The organism is Lentzea alba (genome assembly GCF_011067745.1).
Lineage (GTDB): Bacteria > Actinomycetota > Actinomycetes > Mycobacteriales > Pseudonocardiaceae > Lentzea > Lentzea alba.
This window is the reverse complement of record NZ_JAAMPJ010000001.1, coordinates 148,164-168,752: the sequence shown is the minus strand read 5'-3', so window position 1 is coordinate 168,752 and position 20,589 is coordinate 148,164. Positions and strand designations below refer to the sequence as shown.

Annotated in this window: 22 protein-coding genes; 16 read left to right on the top strand and 6 right to left on the bottom strand. The window is 68.9% G+C overall.

Annotation, left to right across the window (positions count from 1 at the left end):
- Nucleotides 1-27: 27 nt before the first annotated feature.
- From murG to G7043_RS00770, 3 genes are read left to right on the top strand one after another with little or no spacing between them, the layout of a single operon-like run.
- Nucleotides 28-1,131, top strand: coding sequence for an undecaprenyldiphospho-muramoylpentapeptide beta-N-acetylglucosaminyltransferase (gene murG, locus G7043_RS00780; protein WP_166042816.1), 1,104 nt, complete (start codon nucleotides 28-30; stop codon nucleotides 1,129-1,131).
- Nucleotides 1,128-2,510, top strand: a complete 1,383-nt coding sequence (murC, locus tag G7043_RS00775; protein WP_313887646.1) for a UDP-N-acetylmuramate--L-alanine ligase — start codon at nucleotides 1,128-1,130, stop codon at nucleotides 2,508-2,510. The genes murG and murC overlap by 4 nt, the downstream gene beginning before the upstream one ends.
- Complete coding sequence (locus tag G7043_RS00770) at nucleotides 2,507-3,259, top strand: cell division protein FtsQ/DivIB (protein WP_166042815.1); 753 nt, start codon at nucleotides 2,507-2,509, stop codon at nucleotides 3,257-3,259. Before murC ends, G7043_RS00770 begins: the two co-directional genes overlap by 4 nt.
- A 3-nt stretch (nucleotides 3,260-3,262) precedes the next feature.
- Here the strand turns inward: G7043_RS00770 and G7043_RS00765 are convergent, their stop codons facing one another.
- Complete coding sequence (locus tag G7043_RS00765) at nucleotides 3,263-3,757, bottom strand: hypothetical protein (RefSeq protein WP_207310502.1); 495 nt, start codon at nucleotides 3,755-3,757, stop codon at nucleotides 3,263-3,265.
- A gap of 134 nt (nucleotides 3,758-3,891) precedes the next feature.
- Nucleotides 3,892-4,014 carry a hypothetical protein gene (locus tag G7043_RS49205; RefSeq protein WP_278185664.1) on the bottom strand — a complete coding sequence of 41 codons (123 nt, stop codon included), beginning with the start codon at nucleotides 4,012-4,014 and terminating at the stop codon, nucleotides 3,892-3,894.
- A 95-nt stretch (nucleotides 4,015-4,109) separates the two neighbouring features.
- On the opposite strand from G7043_RS49205, the gene crtI reads away from it, so the two are divergent.
- Together crtI and G7043_RS00755 are read left to right on the top strand one after the other, a co-directional pair.
- Nucleotides 4,110-5,525: a phytoene desaturase family protein gene (crtI, locus tag G7043_RS00760; protein ID WP_166042813.1), complete on the top strand. Its 1,416-nt coding sequence runs from the start codon at nucleotides 4,110-4,112 to the stop codon at nucleotides 5,523-5,525.
- Nucleotides 5,526-5,552: 27 nt separating this feature from the next.
- Nucleotides 5,553-6,047 carry a DinB family protein gene (locus G7043_RS00755; protein ID WP_166042812.1) on the top strand — a complete coding sequence of 165 codons (495 nt, stop codon included), beginning with the start codon at nucleotides 5,553-5,555 and terminating at the stop codon, nucleotides 6,045-6,047.
- Here the strand turns inward: G7043_RS00755 and G7043_RS00750 are convergent.
- Entirely contained in the window at nucleotides 6,044-6,919 is an 876-nt protein-coding gene (locus G7043_RS00750) for an RICIN domain-containing protein (protein WP_166042811.1), read from the bottom strand. The genes G7043_RS00755 and G7043_RS00750 overlap by 4 nt on opposite strands.
- Before the next feature lie 323 nt (nucleotides 6,920-7,242).
- On the opposite strand from G7043_RS00750, the gene ftsZ reads away from it, so the two are divergent.
- From ftsZ to G7043_RS00710, 8 genes are all read left to right on the top strand, one after another.
- Nucleotides 7,243-8,553, top strand: coding sequence for a cell division protein FtsZ (ftsZ, locus tag G7043_RS00745; protein ID WP_166042810.1), 1,311 nt, complete (start codon nucleotides 7,243-7,245; stop codon nucleotides 8,551-8,553).
- Nucleotides 8,554-8,624: 71 nt separating this feature from the next.
- Nucleotides 8,625-9,329 carry a peptidoglycan editing factor PgeF gene (pgeF, locus tag G7043_RS00740; protein ID WP_166042809.1) on the top strand — a complete coding sequence of 235 codons (705 nt, stop codon included), beginning with the start codon at nucleotides 8,625-8,627 and terminating at the stop codon, nucleotides 9,327-9,329.
- Nucleotides 9,326-10,024, top strand: coding sequence for a YggS family pyridoxal phosphate-dependent enzyme (locus G7043_RS00735; protein ID WP_166042808.1), 699 nt, complete (start codon nucleotides 9,326-9,328; stop codon nucleotides 10,022-10,024). Before pgeF ends, G7043_RS00735 begins: the two co-directional genes overlap by 4 nt.
- A gap of 67 nt (nucleotides 10,025-10,091) precedes the next feature.
- Nucleotides 10,092-10,745: a cell division protein SepF gene (locus tag G7043_RS00730; protein WP_166042807.1), complete on the top strand. Its 654-nt coding sequence runs from the start codon at nucleotides 10,092-10,094 to the stop codon at nucleotides 10,743-10,745.
- Between the two features lie 18 nt (nucleotides 10,746-10,763).
- Nucleotides 10,764-11,039 (top strand): YggT family protein, encoded by a 276-nt coding sequence (locus G7043_RS00725; protein WP_086669288.1) that lies wholly within the window; start codon nucleotides 10,764-10,766, stop codon nucleotides 11,037-11,039.
- 48 nt (nucleotides 11,040-11,087) lie between these two features.
- Nucleotides 11,088-11,903: a DivIVA-like cell division protein Wag31 gene (gene wag31 / locus G7043_RS00720; RefSeq protein ID WP_086669281.1), complete on the top strand. Its 816-nt coding sequence runs from the start codon at nucleotides 11,088-11,090 to the stop codon at nucleotides 11,901-11,903.
- 15 nt (nucleotides 11,904-11,918) lie between these two features.
- Nucleotides 11,919-12,404: a hypothetical protein gene (locus G7043_RS00715; protein WP_166042806.1), complete on the top strand. Its 486-nt coding sequence runs from the start codon at nucleotides 11,919-11,921 to the stop codon at nucleotides 12,402-12,404.
- Between the two features lie 66 nt (nucleotides 12,405-12,470).
- Nucleotides 12,471-13,349: a hypothetical protein gene (locus G7043_RS00710; RefSeq protein ID WP_166042805.1), complete on the top strand. Its 879-nt coding sequence runs from the start codon at nucleotides 12,471-12,473 to the stop codon at nucleotides 13,347-13,349.
- Between the two features lie 57 nt (nucleotides 13,350-13,406).
- Here G7043_RS00710 and G7043_RS00705 read toward each other — a convergent pair whose 3' ends face one another.
- Together G7043_RS00705 and G7043_RS00700 are read right to left on the bottom strand one after the other, a co-directional pair.
- Entirely contained in the window at nucleotides 13,407-14,582 is a 1,176-nt protein-coding gene (locus G7043_RS00705; protein ID WP_166042804.1) for an AfsR/SARP family transcriptional regulator, read from the bottom strand.
- Complete coding sequence (locus G7043_RS00700; RefSeq protein WP_166042803.1) at nucleotides 14,579-14,923, bottom strand: DoxX family protein; 345 nt, start codon at nucleotides 14,921-14,923, stop codon at nucleotides 14,579-14,581. Before G7043_RS00700 ends, G7043_RS00705 begins: the two co-directional genes overlap by 4 nt.
- Nucleotides 14,924-15,182: 259 nt before the next feature.
- Between G7043_RS00700 and ileS the strand changes: the two genes are divergently transcribed.
- The gene (ileS, locus tag G7043_RS00695; protein WP_166042802.1) at nucleotides 15,183-18,287 is read left to right on the top strand and encodes an isoleucine--tRNA ligase; all 3,105 of its coding nucleotides are present in this window, start codon (nucleotides 15,183-15,185) and stop codon (nucleotides 18,285-18,287) included.
- 146 nt (nucleotides 18,288-18,433) lie between these two features.
- On the top strand, nucleotides 18,434-19,351 hold the full coding sequence (locus G7043_RS00690) for a hypothetical protein (protein WP_166042801.1): 918 nt from the start codon (nucleotides 18,434-18,436) through the stop codon (nucleotides 19,349-19,351).
- Nucleotides 19,352-19,531: 180 nt separating this feature from the next.
- Here the strand turns inward: G7043_RS00690 and G7043_RS00685 are convergent, their stop codons facing one another.
- Nucleotides 19,532-19,990, bottom strand: a complete 459-nt coding sequence (locus G7043_RS00685; protein WP_166042800.1) for an SRPBCC family protein — start codon at nucleotides 19,988-19,990, stop codon at nucleotides 19,532-19,534.
- A 58-nt stretch (nucleotides 19,991-20,048) separates the two neighbouring features.
- On the opposite strand from G7043_RS00685, the gene G7043_RS00680 reads away from it, so the two are divergent.
- Complete coding sequence (locus G7043_RS00680; RefSeq protein ID WP_313887645.1) at nucleotides 20,049-20,585, top strand: TetR/AcrR family transcriptional regulator; 537 nt, start codon at nucleotides 20,049-20,051, stop codon at nucleotides 20,583-20,585.
- Nucleotides 20,586-20,589: the final 4 nt, after the last annotated feature.

The following is a 20,589-nucleotide window of genomic DNA, read 5'->3' as shown; positions in this document are numbered from 1 at the left end:
GTCGAAACCAATCTCCGGAGGCAAGTCTTGACCGGGCACCCTGCCCCCAGTGGTCCGTGCGTCGTGGTCGCAGGCGGTGGCACTGCGGGACACATCGAGCCGGCACTGGCGCTGGCCGACGCGGTCATGCGGCTGCGACCGGACGCACGCGTCGTCGCGCTCGGCACCGAACGCGGCCTGGAGACCAAGATCGTGCCGGCCCGCGGCTACCAGCTGGAGCTGATCCCGCCGGTGCCGATGCCGCGCAAGCCGACTTTGGACCTGCTGAAGCTGCCGCTGAACGTGCGCGGCGCCGTGAAGCAGACCCGTGAGGTGCTGGAGCGGGTGGGCGCGGACGTCGTCGTCGGCTTCGGCGGTTACGTGGCGCTGCCCGCGTACCTCGCCGCGCGTGGCCGCGTGCCGATCGTGGTGCACGAGGCGAACGCCAAGGCCGGTCTCGCGAACAAGGTCGGCGCCAAGTTCGCCGAGCACGTCGCGGCGGCCGTGCCGGACTCCGGCCTGACGGACGCGCAGATCATCGGCATCCCGCTGCGCCACTCGATCACGACCCTGAACCGCGCCGCGCTGCGCGCCGAGGCCCGCCGGTTCTTCGGCCTAGACCCGAACGCGCCGGTCCTGCTCGTGTTCGGTGGCTCGCAGGGTGCGCGCTCGATCAACGAGGCGGTGGCGCCCGTCGCGGCCGAGTTCGCCCGCGCGGGCGTTGGCGTGCTGCACGCGTACGGCCCGAAGAACAACATTGCCGTGCAGCAGGTTCCGGGCGCACCGGCGTACGTGCCGGTGCCGTACCTGGAGCGCATGGACCTGGCGTACGCCGCCGCGGACGCCGTGCTGTGCCGCTCGGGCGCGATGACCGTCGCCGAGGTGTCGGCCGTCGGCCTGCCCGCAGTGTTCGTGCCGCTGCCGCACGGCAACGGCGAACAGGCCCTGAACGCCGGACCCGTCGTCTCCGCCGGCGGTGGCGTGCTGGTGCCGGACGAGGAGCTGACGCCGCAGAAGGTCGCGTCGCTGGTCGTGCCGCTGATGGCGGACCGCCACCGGCTGGCGCAGATGTCCGCGGCGACGCTCGGCACCGGCCGTCGCGAGGCCGACGAGATCCTGGCCCGCACCGTGTTGGATGTGATCAAGAAGTGAGCCTCGAGCGCGTACATCTCGTCGGCATCGGTGGTGCCGGCATGAGCGGCATCGCCCGCATCCTGCTCGCGCGCGGCGTGCAGGTGTCCGGTTCGGACGCCAAGGACTCGCGGACCGTGCTGGCACTGCGCGCCCAGGGCGCGCGGATCGCCGTCGGACACGACGCCGCCAACCTGGACCAGCTGGTCGGCGGTGCGACCGAGGTCGTGGTGTCGACCGCGATCCGGGAGTCGAACCCGGAGTACGCCGCTGCCCGCGAGCGTGGCATCACCGTGCTGCGGCGCGCCGAGGCCCTTGCCGCGCTGATGGAAGACCACCGGGTCGTGTGTGTCGCCGGCACGCACGGCAAGACGTCGACCACGTCGATGCTGACCGTCGCACTGCAGCACTGCCGGTTGGACCCGTCGTTCGCCATCGGTGGCGACCTGAACGAGTCCGGTGCCAACGCCCACCAGGGCACCGGTGGGGTGTTCGTGGCCGAGGCCGACGAGTCCGACGGCTCGTTCCTGTTCTTCTCGCCGTCGGTCGCCGTCGTGACCAACGTCGAGGCGGACCACCTCGACCACCACGGCACCGTTGAGGCGTACACGGCCGTGTTCGACTCGTTCCTGGAACGGATCGTGCCGGGCGGTGTGCTCGTGTCCTGTGTGGACGATCCTGGTGCCGCACGGCTGATCGCCGAGGCTCGCGCGCGCGGGATTCGGGTGCGCGAGTACGGGCGCACTGCGTCCGACGCGCGGATCGTCGACTACAAGCCGTTCGAGTCCGGTGGCCTGGCGTCGGTCGAGATCGACGGTGTGGCTGTCGAGGTTCGTGTCGCGGTGCCGGGTGAGCACATGGCGTTGAACGCCGTTGCCGCTCTGCTGGCCGGCTTGGAGCTGGGTGCGGATCAGGCCGGGTTGCTCGAAGGCCTGGCTGCTTTCGGTGGCGTGCGCCGGCGGTTCGAGTTCAAGGGCCGTGCCGGTGGCGTGTCCGTCTACGACGACTACGCGCACCACCCGACCGAGGTCGACGCACAGCTGCGTGCGGCGCGTCCGGTCGCGGCGGCGGGCCGTGTTGTCGTGGTGTTCCAACCGCACCTGTACTCACGCACGCGCACGTTCGCCACTGAGTTCGCCGCGGCTTTGTCCCTGGCCGACGAGGTGGTCGTGCTGGACGTGTACGGCGCCCGCGAGGAACCGGAGCCCGGTGTCACCGGCGCGCTGATCGCGGACCAGGTAACGACTTCCGTGCACTACGAGCCGTCGTTCGACCGCGTGCCCGCGCTGGTGGCGTCGCTCGTCCGCGAGGGCGACCTCGTGGTGACCATGGGCGCCGGTGACGTCACGATGCTCGGTCCCGAGATCGTCAGCGCGCTGTCAGAAAAAGTGCAGGCATGAGTGCTCCGGTTCGCGGCAGGTCCACGCGAGTTCGTCCCGCTGCGAACCGGAGACCGAAGAGCGCCGAGTACCGGGCGCGGCGCAGGATCATCCTGCGCCGCCGCCTGGTCGCCTTGCTGACGTTGCTCACCGTGGTGGGGCTGACCTACTGCGTGCTCTTCACGCCGTTGCTCGGCGTCCACCAAGTAGACGTCCGTGGTTCCGTGGTGCTGACCGACGACGAGGTCCGCGCTGTCGCCGCGATCGAACCCGGTTCCCCGTTGGTGCGCCTGGACCTTGCCGGCATCCACGACCGTGTGGCCGCGATGCCGCGCGTCGCCGCGGTCGAGGTAGAACGCCAGCTGCCCGGCACGGTCCGGCTGCTGATCACCGAACGCGTCCCGGTCGGCTCGGTGAAGATGCCCGACGGCTTCCACCTGGTCGACGCCACCGGCAAGGACTACGCGGTCCTGCCGGCGGCGGCGCCAGGCGTGCCCGAACTGGTGCTGGCCGCTCCGTCGTCCGCGGACCCGGCCACTCGCGCCGTGGTCGGGGTCGTGAACGAACTGCCGGAGAAGCTGCGGCCCGAGGTCCTCGCCGTGGCGGCGACGTCCGGTGCCGACGTGAAGCTGACGCTGACCGGGAACCGCGTGGTGAAGTGGGGCAGCGTCGAGGACACCCCGCGCAAGGCGGCCGTGTTGCTGGTGCTGTTGACGCGGACCGGGACGACTTACGACGTGTCGTCGCCGGACCTGGCCACGGTTTCCTAGAGCTCAACCGAGCGTCAGGTGGAAGCCCTGGTACTTCGCGTCCTGCTCGGAGTGCCAGATGACGCCGCGGTTCGCGTTGCCGATCTTGGCTCCGTAGAGACGCTCGCCCTCCGGGATGCCGCTCACGGAGAACTCGAAGGAGCACGAGCCGACGCCGGTTTCCAACGTGCCGACGCCGAGCACCTCGTTGTCCTGGTTGACGATCTCGACTTGGCCGCCGCGCCTGATGTCGCTGTAGCCGCCGGAACCGCACAGGCCATTCACCGTCATCGTCCCGCTGACCGTGAACACGTTGGGCGAGGACGAGGACGAGGGCGTGGGCGACACCGACGTCGTGCCGGCGGAACGCAGCAGGTCGGGACCGGTGGCTCTGCCCAGCCCGAATCCGATCCCGCCTGCTACCAGAGCCACCAGCGTGAACCCGATCGCCAGCCACGGCGGCCTGCGTTGTGGCGGTGACTCGGGTCCTACGGCCACGACTGGCGGAAGAGGTTCCACAGAAGTCCTTGTGGTGCTGGAGGATCACGGCCGCGGTGTGGGCGGCCGGGACGGAGTGGGGAATCGGCGCGGGCGCCGGTGCGGGGATCGGGGAGTCGGCTGCGAGCACACGGAGATCTCCTTCTGCCCGCCGGTCAGCCGTTCGGCCTGAGCGCTGTCGCGACCCGCACGAACAGGCTGCCCAGCCTGCTCGTCACGAGTTCCAACACGATCGCCTCGATGACGAGCGAACGCACGGACGCGGGTGCGGGTGCCAAGGCGTGCCTCCTGGTGATGAACGACTACCGTGCTCATCGGACTGCTTCGCAGGGCATTAGCCAGATTTTTCGTTGTCACCCGAAGGAAGTACTCAATGGCTCGCCACGTCGTGGTTGTGGGCGCTGGTCTTGCCGGACTGTCGGCCGCGTTGCACCTGCGGGCCACCGGGTGGCGGGTCACCGTGCTCGAAAAGGCTGATGTGCCAGGCGGTCGCGCCGGGACTGTCCGGGTGGGCGGGTTCACGGCGGACAGCGGGCCGACGGTGCTCACGATGCCGGAGTACCTGGACGACGCGTTCGGCGCGGTGGGGGAACGGCTGGCGGACTGGCTCACGCTCGACCGGGTCGATCCGGCCTACCACGCGCGGTTCGCGGACGGGTCGCGGATCGCGGTGCACGCTGACGCCGAGGCCATGGAGGCCGAGGTGCGCAACGTTTGCGGCGCAAGGGAAGCGGCCGGGTACCGGGAGCTGCGGCGGTGGCTGGGCGAGTTGTACTCCGTTCAGCGCGAGCACTTCATCGGGGCGAACTTCGACTCGCCGTTCGATCTGGTCCGGCCCGAGCTCGTGCGGCTGGCGCGGCTCGGAGGGTTCGGGCGGCTGGAGTCGCAGCTGCGGCGGTTCATCAGGGACGAGCGGCTCATCAGGGTGTTTTCGTTCCAGGCGTTGTACGCGGGGGTGCCGCCGCAGCGCGCGCTCGCGGCGTATGGGGTTATCGCGTACATGGACACCATCGCGGGTGTGTACTACCCGCGCGGTGGGATGCATGCGGTGCCTCAGGCGTTGAGCAAGGCTGCTGAGAAGCACGGTGCGGAGTTCCGTTACGGGGCAACGGTCATGCGGCTGGAGTGGCGCGGATCCAGCGTGAGGGCGGTGCACACGCAGGAGGAACGCATCGAGTGTGATGCGGTTGTTCTGGCGTGTGAGTTGCCGGACGCATATCGGTTGCTCGGCAAGAGTCCGCAGCGGCCACTCGGGCACCGTTGGTCGCCTTCTGCCGTGGTGTTGCACGCCGCGACGGACCGCACGTGGGACATCGGGCACCACAACATCCTGTTCGGCAAGGCGTGGCGGGGCACGTTCGACGAGATCGTCCACAAGGGACGGTTGATGTCGGATCCGTCGTTGCTCGTCACGCACGCGCAGGACGGGCTGCACTACGTGCTGGCGCCGTGTCCGAACCTCAGGACCGGGCCGATCGACTGGCGGCGCGTCGGGCCGCGGTACCGCGACGAGCTGGTGCGGACGTTGGAGGCGCGCGGTTTGCCGGGGTTCGGCGACGCGGTTCGGGACGAGGTGCTCGTGACGCCGCTGGACTGGGGCAACGCGGCGGGGACGCCGTTCGGGCTCGCGCACACCTTCGCGCAGACGGGACCGTTCCGGCCGCGCAACGTCGTGCGCGGCGCCGACAACGTGGCGTTGGCGGGTGCCGGGACCACGCCGGGGGTGGGCGTGCCGCCGGTGCTGATCTCCGGACGGCTCGCGGCCCAGCGGATAAATGCGGTGCGGTGACCTGAGCGCTCCTGCAGGCTGCGCCGCATGACACGGACTGCACCACCTCTCGTCGCCGATGAGCGTGCGACGTACACGGCCCTGTTGGACTACTTGCGCGCCACGATCGAGCTGAAGGTCGACGGATTGTCCGACGACGACGCGTCGCGCGCGGTGCTGCCGTCGAAGCTGACGACGGCCGCCGGTGTGGTGAAGCACGTGCGGTGGATGGAGCACCACTGGTTCGAGGTGGTGCTGGCCGGCCGCGAGTCGCGCGCGCCGTACACGATGGAGGACCCCGACGCGGACTGGCGCGTCGAGGAGGGCGAGACGCTCGCCGGGTTCCTGGCGGACTACCGGCGGCAGTGCGCGGTCAGCCGGGAGATCCTCGCCGGGCTTGAGCTGGACCGCGAGGTGCCGTTCCGGGGCGACCGGACGGTCTCGGCCCGATGGGTGCTCGCGCACGTCATCGAGGAGACCGCCCGGCACGCCGGTCAGCTGGACGTGGTCAGGGAACTGTTGGACGGCTCGGTCGGCGACTAGGCAGCCGGCAGCAGCCACTTCTGAGCGAGCGTGAAGCCCCAGTGCGGATAGGTCTCCACCGCACCACCGCTGGTGACCGTCAGCACGCGGGCGGTCGACGCGTTCGTGATCTTGAAGTGGCCGAGCTCGTCGACGTCGATCGTCCACCGCTGGGCGCTCGCGGTGGCCACGCAGGTCGCCGCGGTGACCTCCGCGAAGCTCTGGTTGGCCAGGCACCTCCCACTCGCTTTGGCGCGCAGCGCGACCTCGCCTCCGCCGAGGTCGACGCGTTCGAACGCCTGGTCCGGCGCGGTGGTGCACGCCGCCATCGCCGGTTTGACGCCGGCGACGGTCAGGCAGGTCTTGTCATCGGCGTTGCGCAGCCGCACGACTGCTGCGGGCGTGGGTGGCGGCACCACGCCGACCTCGCGGATCTCCCACTGCTCGTAGTTCCCCATGTCCTCGTCCAGGAAGATCACTCCCATGTCTTCGTAGAGCACTTGAGCGAACCTGTCCTGGAACCGCAGTTTGACGAAGCCGGACGCGTCGGGCAGCAGCTCGGCGCGCTGCGTGGCGGTCTCGACGTTGCAGGCCATCGGGTGCAGGGAGATCGACTGACCCAACCGGTCGAGGCAGGTCCCGTCCTCGATGCTGCGCAGGAACACCCCGCCGGCCGTCGCCGGGACGACCTCGTACCGCTGCGCGGCGCTTCCCGTGCAGGTGGCGACGCTGGGCCGGTACCTGTCCTGCGGCGTGTTGTCGATGCAGAGGCCGTGACCCACGTTCCGGATCTCGACGATTCTGTTGCCTTCCGGTGCCGCACTCGCGGGTGCGACCGTCACTGCCCCCAGTGCGACCACCGCGAGGGCGACGCACAGTTTCTTCATCCCCATGAGGCCACGCTAGCGAGCAGCACCGACAGAAAATCGTCGATAGGGCGGGCGAGACGATCTCTGATTCGAGGTCCGACTACGCTTGTGGTGCGTCGTCCTCAGGGCCGTGCGCACTACTTGACGGCACGACCGGGGAGTAGTAGCGCACAGTGTTGGGACCCTACGGCGTGGCTGCTGGACCGACGCACCGCCGGTGCTTACCGTCCAGCAGGAACATATGGGGTTGACATAACTCTGGACCTCGACGAGAGGTTGAGAGTTTCAATCCGGGTGCATCACCACCCAGCACCACAGCACGGACCACGATCAGGAAGGCGGATCCGATGACGCCCCCGCACAACTACCTCGCGGTGATCAAGGTCGTCGGCATCGGTGGTGGCGGCGTCAACGCCGTCAACCGCATGATCGAGGTCGGGCTCAAGGGCGTCGAGTTCATCGCGGTGAACACCGACGCACAGGCCTTGCTGATGTCTGATGCCGACGTCAAGCTCGACATCGGCCGCGAGTTGACGCGTGGCCTCGGCGCGGGCGCGAACCCCGAGGTCGGGCACAAGGCCGCCGAAGACCACCGCGAGGAGATCGAGGAGGTCCTCAAGGGGGCCGACATGGTCTTCGTGACCGCCGGCGAGGGTGGCGGCACGGGCACCGGCGGTGCGCCGGTGGTGGCCTCGATCGCCCGCAAGCTCGGCGCACTCACCATCGGCGTCGTGACGCGCCCGTTCTCCTTCGAGGGCAAGCGCCGCGCCAAGCAGGCCGAGGACGGCATCCAGGCCCTGCGCAACGAGTGCGACACGCTGATCGTCATCCCCAACGACCGGCTGCTCCAGCTGGGTGACATCGGTGTCAGCCTGATGGACGCGTTCCGCTCCGCCGACGAGGTGCTGCTGTCCGGTGTCCAGGGCATCACGGACCTGATCACGACCCCCGGTCTGATCAACCTGGACTTCGCCGACGTCAAGTCGGTCATGTCCGGCGCGGGCTCGGCGTTGATGGGCATCGGCTCGGCCCGTGGCGAGGGCAGAGCGGTCCAGGCCGCGCAGAAGGCGATCAACTCGCCGCTGCTGGAGGCGTCGATGGAGGGTGCGCACGGCGTGCTGCTGTCGATCGCCGGTGGGTCCGATCTGGGTCTGTTCGAGATCAACGAGTCCGCGTCGCTGGTGCAGGAGGCCGCGCACCCGGACGCGAACATCATCTTCGGTACGGTGATCGACGACTCGCTCGGTGACGAGGTTCGGGTCACGGTGATCGCCGCCGGGTTCGACAGCGGGGGTCCGACGCACAAGAAGCTGGAGCCGACGGCGTTGTCCTCGGCGCCTCGGACCGCTTCCGGGCCGATCGCCACCGCGACGGCGGCACCCACGCACGCACCGGCGCCTCAGCCGGTCGCGCAGACGCCACCGCCGCCCGTGGTGCAGACGCCTCCGCCGGTTCCGCAGCCCGAGGTGCGGCAGGCTCCGCCCGTGACGCCGCCGCCCACCACGGTGCCGCCGCAGCCCTCGCCCGTGCACGGCAACGGGTACGTGCCGTCGGTGCCGCGGTCGCTGTCGCAGAACGGCTCGCTGCCGTCGCGTCCGGTCCCGGTCACCGAGGACCCGGACGACGAGGTGGACGTGCCGCCGTTCATGCGGCGCTGAGTGCTCGATGAAGGGCTCCTTCCTCCACCTCACGTGGAGGAAGGAGCCCTTCGTCGTTTTAGGGTGTGGGTGTGCGTATTCGTCGTGTTGTCACCACCCGAGCCGGTGGCGTGTCCAAGGCTCCGTACGACTCGTTCAACCTCGGCGACCACGTGGGGGACGACGAGAAGGCGGTCGAGGCCAACCGCGCCCGTCTCGCCGAGGGCATCGGCCTCGCGCCGGATCGTCTGGTGTGGATGGAACAGGTGCACGGCCGAACGGTCGGGGTGGTCGACGGTCCGCGGGCCGAGCCGCTGGAGGCGACTGACGCCGTCGTGACGAAACAGCCTGGTCTCGGGCTGGTGGTGCTGACGGCGGACTGCGTGCCGGTGCTGCTCGGCGACGAGCGGGCGGGTGTGATCGGCGCGGTCCACGCCGGACGTGTCGGCGCGCGGGTCGGGGTGGTCGTCGAGGCGCTCAAGGCGATGATGGCCCAGGGGGCCGAGCTGGAGCACATCGAGGTGTTGCTGGGGCCCGCCGTGTGCGGCGAGTGCTACGAGGTGCCCGCGGACATGCAGAAGGACGTGGAGAAGCACCTGCCGGGGAGTGCGTCCAAGTCGCGGAAGGGGACTCCCGCGCTGGATCTGCGGGCAGGGCTGTGGAACCAGCTCGCCAGTGCGGGGGTAGGCAAGATCGGGGTCGACCCGCGGTGCACGTTCGAGGAGCGGGATCTCTTCAGTCACCGCAGGGAGGCGCCCACCGGGAGGCTCGCGTCGGTCGTCTGGATCGAGCCGTGAGCCGGGCGGAAGAGCTCGCGGAGAACCTCGCCGAGGTCGAGGAACGCATCGCGAAAGCGTGTGAAAGCGCGGGGCGTGAGCGGTCGGAAGTGATGTTGCTCGCGGTGACGAAAACCTGGCCGGCGAGCGATGTGGAGATCCTTTATGAGCTCGGTCTCCGCAACTTCGCGGAGAATCGGGATCAGGAGGCCTCCGCCAAGGCCGGCCAATTGAGACATCTCGAAGAAGCCCGTTGGCACATGGTCGGGCGATTGCAGCGGAACAAGGCGAAGTCCGTCGTCGAGTGGGCCGATCAGGTCGACTCGGTGGACAGCGTCCGGCTCGCCGAGGCGTTGGCGAGGGCGGCGCACGCGAAGGGCACGAAGCTGGACGTGTTGTTGCAGGTCAGCATCGACGGCGACACGTCTCGCGGTGGGTGTCCTGTGGCTGATGTGGCGGAACTGGCTGGCGTGATCACTCGTTCGGGTGATCTTATTCTCCGAGGTGCGATGACTGTCGCGCCTCTGACGATGAAGCCTTCGCAGGCGTTTGAAGCGTTGGCGTCAGTGGTATCAGGCCTACGTGATGATCATCCCACTGCCACCAGGGTGTCAGCGGGAATGAGCGCGGACCTGGAAGATGCCATCTCGCACGGATCGACCTGTGTGCGTGTCGGAACCGCGTTGCTCGGCAGTCGGCGACTAACCTCGCCATAGGTTGTCGGGAACCTCGGGGCCGTCCGCACCGTCCCTAGGTGGGGAACTCGCGGAGGAGGGGCTTGGGATGAGCGCTTTGCACAAGCTGAAGGCCTACTTCGGGATGGTCCCCGCCGAGTACGCAGACGACCCCGGCTACGACGACGACCGCGGTCGCTACGGCGACTACCGGTCCGAGTACGCGGCCGAGGCCGACGACTACGACCCTTACCCGCGGCGCAACCGCGTGTTCACACCGGGACGGTCGGAGCTTCCGGGCTCCGGGTACCGGACCGAGATCGACGAGTCGGACGACTACGAGCCTGAGTCGCGGCGCGGGGGCAGCCCCTCGAGCACGCGGCGCTGGTCTGCTGACGCACCTGTGCACGGTGCGCTCGCCGTCGAGCCGCAGCGCGAGCCCGTGAGCAGGTTGCGCCCGGTCGCCGAGCCGGCAGGCAACCCGTTGGCGCGCATCACCACGCTTCACCCCCGTAACTACAGCGAGGCGCGCACGATCGGGGAGCACTACCGCGACGGCACTCCAGTGATCTTGAACCTGACCGACATGGACGACGCGGACGCGAAGCGTCTCGTCGACTTCTCGGCCGGTCTCGCGTTCGCTCTGCGCGGGTCCATGGACAAGATCACGAGCAGGGTGTTCCTTCTCTCACCGCCGAACGTTGACGTCACGGCGGAGGACCGCAGGAAGCTGGCGGAGAGTGGGTTCGGGAACCACGGTTAGAGTTGACCCGTGGACCCGATCCGTCTCGTCATCTTCTACGTCCTGTTCGCGTTCTCCCTGTTCCTGACCGCACGTGTGGTGGTCGAGCTGGTGAGGACCTTCGCGAGGGAGTGGCGCCCCGCGGGCGGCGTAGCCGTGACGCTGGAGACCGTTTACACCGTGACCGACCCACCGGTCCGCGCACTGCGTCGGGTGATCCCGACTGTGCGGATCGGGGGCGTCGGGCTGGACCTATCGATTATTGTGCTGTGGCTGCTCGTTATCATTTTGATGCAAGTTGCAGATCCCAGGTGACGGGGAACCGTGGGATGACCGCAGCCCAGGAGTGCGAGAGGTGATCCGATGCCGTTGACCCCCGCTGACGTGCACAACGTTGCATTCAGCAAGCCGCCGATTGGCAAGCGGGGCTACAACGAGGACGAGGTGGACGCGTTCCTCGACCTGGTTGAGGGCGAGTTGGCCCGCTTGATCGAGGAGAACAACGATCTCCGCCAGCAGGTCGAGCAGCTCGACCAGCAGCTCGAGACGTCGCGCGCAGACCTCGACGACGCGCGGGCGAAGGCTTCCGCCAGCCCCATGACGACCCGGATGCCGGTCGAGGAGCCGCGCCGCCTGGCGCCGGTCCCGCCGCCTTCGGTGATGGAGCAGACGTCCCCCGGTGGTGGTGGAGACCACCACGTGCAGGCCGCGAAGGTCCTGGGCCTCGCCCAGGAGATGGCGGACCGGCTGACCGGCGAGGCCAAGGCCGAGGCGGACGGCATGCTGTCCGAGGCGCGCACCAAGTCGGAGCAGTTGCTCTCCGAGGCGCGTGCCAAGGCCGACACGATGGTCAACGAGGCACGTACGCGTGCCGAGACCATGCTGAACGACGCGCGCACGCGCTCCGAGACGCTCGAGCGGCAGGCCCGTGAGAAGGCCACCGCGCTCGACCGCGACGCGCAGCGCAAGCACGCTGAGGTGATGGGCAACATCACCCAGGAGAAGAACACGCTCGAGAAGCAGATCGACAAGCTGCAGACGTTCGAGCGCGAGTACCGCACGCGACTGAAGACCATGCTCGAGTCGTCCCTGCGCGACCTCCAGGACCGCGGCCCGGCCGCTCCGTCCGAGGGGCGTTCCCAGGGCTACTCGTTCGGCGCACGCGCTGAAGCGGGCTGAACTACTGTTCGCTAGGTGCTCTTCGTAGTTCTACTTCTGGTGCTGGCAGCCCTCGGGTTGCTCGTGCCTGCGCTGACCACGTCCAACACGATCTGGGCGTGGTCGTCCGTGGGCGCGAGCGTGCTCGCCGCCCTGGTCCTTGCTTGGGACTGGTGGCGACGGCGACCGGGGGACCCCGCTGCCGACGCGCAGAGTGTAGATCAACTAGCTGTAGCTGATGATCAACGGGTAGTGGTTTCGGCGGTAGCCGACACGCCGCCCGCTGACGAGGAACCACCGGAAGAGGACACCGACGCGGCGGATCTGCTCGTCGTGGCCGATCTGGTGGATGAGGTGCGGGTGCTCGACGAGCGGCCCCGGTACCACCTGAGTTCGTGCTCCTGGCTCGCCGGGAGGCCCTCGCTGGGCCTCCCGGCGCAGGAAGCACGACAGCTGCAGTTCACGCCTTGCGCTGTGTGCACCCCTGACGCGGTGCTGGTGCGCAAGAGCCGTTCTGCGTGAGGTCCGAACGGGCGCTCTGTGCCTGTTTCGTGAACGATCGATGCCTCGGCGCGCTAGGAAACCTTCATGGCGCTGAGATCCGTGCTGGGGGCCGTCGTCGTTGCCGCGTTCACCTTGGTGAGCGTTGTGCCTGTGGTCGCCCAGCCGAAGACCGAGTTGCACAAGTGCGTACCCGCCGACCTGCGCGAGGACGCGATCACCTTCAAGACCGAGGACGGCGTCGAGCTGCCCGGTCTGGTGTTCGGCAGCGGGTCCAGCGGCGTGCTTCTCGCGCACACCCAGACCGAGTTCATCTGCGACTGGTTGCCGTTGGCCCGGCAGCTCGCGGAGGACGGGCACCAGGTGCTCGTCTACGAGATGCGCACCCTGCTCCTGCGGGAGAACAGGAACCGGTACGACCTCGACGTGCTGGCCGCCGCCGCGGAACTCGACAGCCGAGGCGCTTCTTCGATCGTCGCCGGCGGCGGTGGCACCGGTGCCACCGCGATCGCCACGGCGGCGGGCAAGATCCCCGGCTTGAAGGGGATGTTCCTGCTCACCCCGTTCAAGGCCTTCCAGACGAGCAGCTCCGACCTGGACGCGGTGGGCGGCATCGGCGCGGTCGAGGTGCCGTCGCTGGTCGTCGCGGCGCAGGACGACGTGATCGAGAGCGGGGATACCTCCTACGTTGAGGACACGCGGCTCGCCGACCACGCGCGGGCCGTGGCGGGCGCTGCCTCGAACGCCAAACTTGAGATCGTGCCGGGCAAGGCGCATTTCGCCGAGCTCATCGACGATGCGGCGCTGAGCGAGAAGGTGCGGGCGTTCGTCCGCGAGACCTCGCCGCCGCCCACCTTTCTCGAACGCTGGCTGATGCTGATCGTCGGCGGTGTGGTGCTGCTCCTGCTGTTCGTGGTTGCCGTTGTGGTCGTGTTGCGCAGGCGAGCGCACAGTTCGGTCAAGTAGTGCTCGAACGGCTTCTGTCTCGGCTGTGAAGCGAAGTTGGCCGTCCTGGTGATCGGCCTACTGGGGGCGTTGTCGGTGTTCCGGCTGAAGAACAACAGGGCGCGCGCCGTGAGCGGTGACGAGTCCGGGCAGGCGCTCGCGGCTGGTGACGACGACGCGGCAGCGCGGAGTGCCCGGTAGCAGCGGCACGACCTGTGCGGTGTCGGCGGCGTCGTCGAGCACGATCAGCATTCGCCGGTCTGCCAGCAACGTGCGGTAGAGCGCTGTCTGCGCGTGCGGTTCGGGCGGGATGCCGTCCGGGCTGGTGCCCAGTGCGGTGAGGAACTCGCGGACGACGTCGGTCGGGTCTGAGCCGTTCAGGTCCACGAACAGCTGGCCGTCCGGGTAGTCGGCGGCGTGCTCGTGCGCCCAGTGCAGGGCGAGCGTCGTCTTGCCCGTTCCCGGCGGGCCGGTGATCGTGACGATCGGGCCGTCGTCGAGTGCGGCCAGCTGGGCCGCCGTGCCGGTGAAAGCAGGTGCGGCGGGGAGCTGGCGCGGACTCCACTGTGGACGGTGCAGCAGGGACGCGCGCAGGTCTCGCAGCGCGGGGCCGGGGTCCAGGCCCAGTTCGTCCGCGAGCCGGTCGCGCAGTCGCGAGTAGTGGGCCAGCGCGTCGGAGCGTCGGTCTGCGCCGATCAACGCGCGCATCAGCTGGCCCGCGAGGCGTTCGTCGAGCGGGTGTTCGGTCGTGCGTGCGGTGAGCTCGGGGATCAGGTCCGCGTGTTCGCCCGCGGCCAGCCGGGAGTCGGTGTGGGCCAGTTCGGCGGCGGTGATCTCGCCGGCGAGCGTTTCGCGCAGTCCGTCGAACCACGCGCCGTGCAGTCCCTCGAACGGTTCGCCGCGCACGAGCGATATGGCCTCACCGGGCTGTCCGTTGGCCGCGAGAGAGCGGAAGCGGTGCAGATCGATGGACAACGGGTCGGTTTGCAGCACGTAGCCGCCGGAGCGGCGCACGATCGGGATGACGTCCAGCGCGGTCCGCAGCCGGGACACGTAGCTGTAGAGCGCGGCCTTGGCCTGGCGTGGCGGCGTGTCGCCCCACACGCGTGAGAGCAGCTTGTCGACGCTGACGACCTGATTGACGTCCACGAGCAGCACGGCCAGCACACTCAACTGACGGGCGTGACCCACCTCGACGACGACATCACCGCGCCGGACCTCTGGCGTGCCGAGGACGTGGAAGGAGTGCGTCACCGGTCCAGGAACAGCAGGGTGATCAGCAACGCCAGCAGCACCAGGTCCACGACCACGCCGGACGGCTTCGAGTCGTAGCGCAGCCGGGTGATCGTGGCGCCGACCATCAGCAGCCCGAGCCCGACGGTGGCCGCGTGCGCGACCCATTGCCAGGTGACCAGGCCGACGACCAGTCCGGCGGCGCCCGCCCACTCCAGCGCGCCGATGGTCCGCCAGAGCGCCGGGTTCATCCGGAAGTGGTCGCGAGCTTCCAGTGACGCCTTCGCCCCGAAGAGCTTGCCGGCGCCTGTCGCGACGAAGAGCAGGGCCAGCACGATCGACAACGCGATGGTCAACGACATCCGGGCAGCATACGGTTTGCGCGCCCCCGTACCCTGTAGCTACAGGCACCGATCCGGCCATCACCGGGGAGCCTCCGGAAGAACGGGCGCGAGCCTCAGTAGAACCGGACGGGACCGGCCCGTCACAGCCGAAGAACGAGAGGCTCGTCCCTGTGTTCGCCAAGCAGGGGGACGAGCAAGCGGGGTGGTACCGCGGCCCGCCGAGCCACATCGGCGTGTCGTCCTCGCGTGTCGTATCTGACCGCGAGGAGCAGTGGAGATGGCCTACCCCAGGGCCGGAGCGAACGAGGTCCCGGCGCAGCCGTCCTTTCCGAACCTCGAGCAGGACGTGCTCGGGTACTGGAAGGACGACGAGACCTTCCAGGCGAGCATCGACCGCAACCCGGTGGGCGACGACGGAGCGAACGAGTTCGTCTTCTACGACGGCCCGCCGTTCGCGAACGGTCTGCCGCACTACGGGCACCTGCTGACCGGCTACGTCAAGGACGTCGTGCCGCGCTACCAGACGATGCGCGGCAAGCACGTCGAGCGCCGGTTCGGCTGGGACACGCACGGCATGCCGGCCGAGTACGAGGCCGAGAAGCAGCTGGGCATCACGCAGAAGCACGAGATCGACGAGCTCGGCATCGAGAAGTTCAACGAGGCGTGCCGCACGTCCGTGTTGCAGTACACGGACCAGTGGCGCGAGTACGTGACGCGGCAGGCTCGTTGGGTCGACTTCGACAACGACTACAAGACGCTCGACCTCGACTACATGGAAAGCGTCATGTGGGCGTTCAAGGCCTTGTGGGACAAGGGCTTGATCTACGAGGGCTTCCGGGTGCTCTGGTACTGCTGGCGCTGCCAGACGCCGCTGTCCAACACCGAGACCAAGATGGACGACGCCTACCGCGACCGGCAGGACCCGGCCGTCACGGTCGCGCTGCGCCTGGAGTCCGGCGAGAAGGCCCTGGTCTGGACGACCACGCCGTGGACGCTGCCGAGCAACCTGGCCGCCGCGGTGCACCCGGACGTCGACTACGTGACCGTGGTCGGCGCCGACGGTGACCAGTACCTGCTCGCGGAGGCTCGTGTCGCGGCGTACGCACGTGAGCTCGGTGAGGAGCCCGAGGTCGTCGCCCGCTACAAGGGCTCGGACCTGGTCGGCAAGAAGTACCTGCCGCCGTTCGACTTCTTCGTGGGCCGCGAGAACGCGCACCAGGTGCTGACCGCGGACTACGTGACCACCGACGACGGCACGGGCATCGTCCACATCGCACCGGCGTTCGGTGAGGACGACAAGGTCGTGACGGACGCGGCGGGCATCGAGGTCGTCGTGCCGGTCGGGCCGGACGGCAAGTTCACCGCCGAGGCCGGCCCGTACGCGGGCGTGCACGTGTTCGAGGCGAACAAGCAGATCATCCGTGACCTGCGCGAAGCCGGTCTGCTGCTGAGGCATGAGACCTACGACCACCCGTACCCGCACTGCTGGCGGTGCAACAACCCGCTGATCCAGCGCGCGCTGTCGGCGTGGTTCGTCGCGGTCACGCAGTTCAAGGACCGGATGGTCGAGCTCAACCAGCAGATCAACTGGGTGCCCGGCCACATCAAGGACGGCCAGTTCGGCAAGTGGCTCGAGAACGCGCGCGACTGGAACATCTCGCGCAACCGGTACTGGGGTTCGCCGCTGCCCGTGTGGACGTCGGACAACCCGGAGTTCCCGCGCACGGACGTGTACGGGTCGCTGGACGAGCTGGAGCGCGACTTCGGCGTGCGCCCGGACAACCTGCACCGGCCGTTCATCGACGAGCTGACGCGGCCGAACCCGGACGACCCGAGCGGCCGCTCGACGATGCGGCGCATCCCGGACGTGCTCGACTGCTGGTTCGAGTCGGGCTCGATGTCGTTCGCGCAGGTGCACTACCCGTTCGAGAACGCGGAGTGGTTCGAGAACCACTACCCCGGCGACTTCATCGTCGAGTACAACGGGCAGACGCGCGGCTGGTTCTACACGCTGCACGTGCTCGCGACGGCGTTGTTCGACCGGCCCGCGTTCCGCGACTGCGTGGCGCACGGGATCGTGCTCGGTGACGACGGCCAGAAGATGTCGAAGTCGCTGAAGAACTACCCGGACGTCAACGAGGTCTTCGACCGCGACGGCTCGGACGCGATGAGGTGGTTCCTCATGGCGTCGCCGATCCTGCGCGGTGGCGACTTGGTGGTGACCGAGCGCGGCATCAGGGACGCGGTGCGCCAGGCGGTGCTGCCGTTGTGGAACTCCTGGTACTTCCTCGCCTTGTACTCCAACGCTTCCGGGCGTGAGGGCACCTGGCGGACCGACTCGGCGCACGTGCTGGACCGGTACGCGCTGGCGAAGACGCACGACCTGGTGCGCGACGTCCAGGCGGCGATGGACGTCTACGACATCTCCGGTGCGTGCCAGCTGGTGCGCGAGTACCTGGAGGTGCTGACGAACTGGTACGTGCGGCGGTCGCGGCAGCGGTTCTGGGACGGCGACCAGGACGCGATCGACACCCTGCACACCGTGCTGGAGGTCGTCACGCGCGTGACGGCGCCGTTGCTGCCTTACACGACCGAGGTCGTGTGGCGCGGGCTCACCGGTGGGCGTTCGGTGCACCTGACGGACTTCCCGTCGGTCTCGGACCTGCCCGCCGACGACGCTCTCGTGGCGGCGATGGACGAGGTGCGCGACGTGTGCTCGACGGCGTTGTCGCTGCGCAAGGCCAACAAGCTGCGCGTGCGGCTTCCGTTGGCGCGCTTGACGGTCGCGTCGCCGGTGGCTGGAACGCTGGAGGACTTCGCCGAGATCGTGCGCGACGAGGTCAACGTCAAGGAGGTGTCGTTGTCCACGGACGTCGACGCCTACGGACAGTTCCAGCTCGTGGTGAACGCACGCGCGGCCGGCCCGCGGCTCGGGCCGAACGTGCAGAAGGTCATCAAGGCGGTCAAGTCCGGCGACTGGTCCGAAGTGGACGGACGCGTGGTCGCCGCCGGTGTCGAGCTGTTCGAGGGCGAGTACGAACAGCGGTTGGTGGCAACGGATCCGGCTGCCACGGCGGCGCTGCCGGGTGGTGCGGGCGTCGTCGTGCTCGACACGGTGGTGACGCCGGTGCTGGAGGCCGAGGGTGTCGCGCGTGACCTGGTGCGCGTGGTGCAGCAGGCGCGCAAGGACGCTCAGCTCGACGTGTCCGACCGGATCACGTTGACGCTGGAGCTGCCGGACGCGGTGCGGTCCGCGGTCGAGCCGCACCTGGAGTTCGTGCGGTCGGAGACGCTGACGTCGTCGGTGGTGTTCGGCGAGGGTGCTGCCGAGGGCACCGTCGGCGACGGCGTCAAGGTCAAGGTGGCCGTCGCCAAGGCGTGAACGTGGTGCACGGGGCCGCTGTCTTCGGACGGCGGCCCCGTGTCACGTTCGAGGCCGAAAAAACTGTCAGACCCCCTCGCTACGGTTGTTCTCAGGCCAACTAGCAAGGGGGAACTGCGATGGTCTTCTCTGGGGGAGGGCGCGTCTTGGCGGGCGCGCTGGTCCTTTCCGCCGGTGTGCTGGCGCCCGCCACCGCATCGGCTGATCCGGTCGCCTGCGACACGTGGACCGAGAGTGAGCTGCCGGTGCCGGACGGCGTGGCGGCGAGCGGTGTGGTCGGTGCCGCCGGAGCGTTCGCCGTCGGCACCGGCTCGTTCCGCTGGACGTCCGGCTCGACGGTCCTGATCTGGAAGGACAGGCAGCTGGTCGACCAGCTGTCGTTCTTCAGGCGCGCCGCCTACGCCGCCGACGTCAACTCGTCCGGTGTGGTCGCCCTGACCGGATCCATCGGCTTTCCGGCGGCGTCTCGCTGGCAGGCCGGCGTGTACACGACCCTGCGAGGCTGGCAGGGCGAGTACGGGGTCACGGCGATCGACGTGAACGAGCGCGGTGACGTGCTCGGGGAGTCGGACGGCAAGCCGGTGGTGTGGCCGGCCGGCTCCGCTGACGCCCAGCTCGTGCCCGGCACCGACGCGTCCTGGTCGGCGATCGGCATCGCGGACGACGGCACGGTTCTGGCCTCGTCGAGCACGGGCGTCCACTGGATCGGCGCGTCCGGCTCCGTGGAGCTCAGCGGCGCCACGGAGGTCAGGGCGATGAGCGGCTCCTACGTCGTGGGCCGGGCCGGTGAGGAGTACGTGCGCTGGGACCGGCAAGGCCAGGTCACTGGCACGTTCACCGGCGTGGTGGACGCGCTGGCCGTGAACTTCCACGGCCAGATGCTGGGTGTCACGGACAACGGCACGACGACCGGTGCGACCGCGTTCTGGCCTGACACCGAGCAGCGGCCGGTGTGGGTGAACAGCGGTGCGCGATTAGGAGTCCTCACCGACGAGGGCGACCTCTACGGCGCGCGTGTGCTCGACGAGTGGAACAGCTACCCGGTCGTGCTCGACTGCGCGTGACCTAGTGCCGTGACCGCCAACCTTCACCGCGTCTTCGACGCTCAGCAGGGCGCCTCGTGGCACCTCCCCACGCCCAGCAACCAACACAGCCAACCAGGATGAGGACGTGGGGCCGGCACCACGATGCACCCGTCTGAACGCCGAATACGGGGCAAAGGCTGGCGGTCACGGCACCTAGCGTCACGCGCGCTGCGGCTGACGGCTGATCAGTCCGAACACCCGCCGCACCAGCCGGACCCACGGTGACCACCGCGCTGGTGCGGCGGGCTCACGGCCTGCCGCGCGCTCGAAGTTGTCGAACAGGTCCTCCAGGCACGCGTCGTGCAGCCAGCGGATCACCAGCGCCCACTGCACCCGCTTGCCGAGGGGGAAGTCACCGATCAGCTCGTGCCGCACGACGGTGCCCGACGCCGACAGGGTGTGCGTGCCGTCGCCGTCGCGGAAGGCGAAGGTGATCGACTCGCCGGGGACGAACTCGGTGCAGTGGTAGCGGATCGGGCCGTGGCCGCCGTCGGCGCCGACACCCAGCGGCCGGTCGAACTCCTGCTTGCCCCACGCGGGTGGCCAGAGCTCCTGGATGCGCTCGACGAACGGGCCGGCGGGCACGCCGAGCTCTCGGGTGTGGATGTTCTTGATCATGTTCTCCCCTTCCATACGCTGCCGTATGTTCCTGAACCGTACGGTAGCGTATGGAAGCGTGGTGCGGAGAAATCGGGACGACTGGACTGAGATAGCGCTGAGAGCTCTCGCCGAAGGCGGGCTGGGCGCGGTCGCGATCGAACCGCTCGCGGCGCGGGCCGGAGCCACGAAAGGCAGCGTCTACCACCACTTCCCGAACCGGGAAGCCTTGCTCAAGGCCACTGTGGAGCGGTGGGAGCGGGAGCACACCGAGAAGGTCATCGAACTGGTCGAGGCCGAGAAGACCCCGCACGACAAGCTCAGGACGTTGTTCGGCACGGTGCTCGACCAGACCCGCAAGGGCTCGGTGGAGATGGCGTTGCAGGCGGGCGCCGAGAACGAGGTCATCGCGCCGGTGCTGCGGCGCGTCACCGAGAGGAGGCTGGGCTACCTGACCGAGCTGTTCGAGCAGCTCGGGTTCGACCACGAGCACGCGACGAAGCGGGCGCTGATCGCGTTCAGCCTCTACCTGGGTCAGGCGCAGATGTGGGCGACCCTGCCCGGCCTCGTCGAACCGGTGGTCGACGAGGCCGTGCAGGTGCTCACCGCGAGATGATCAA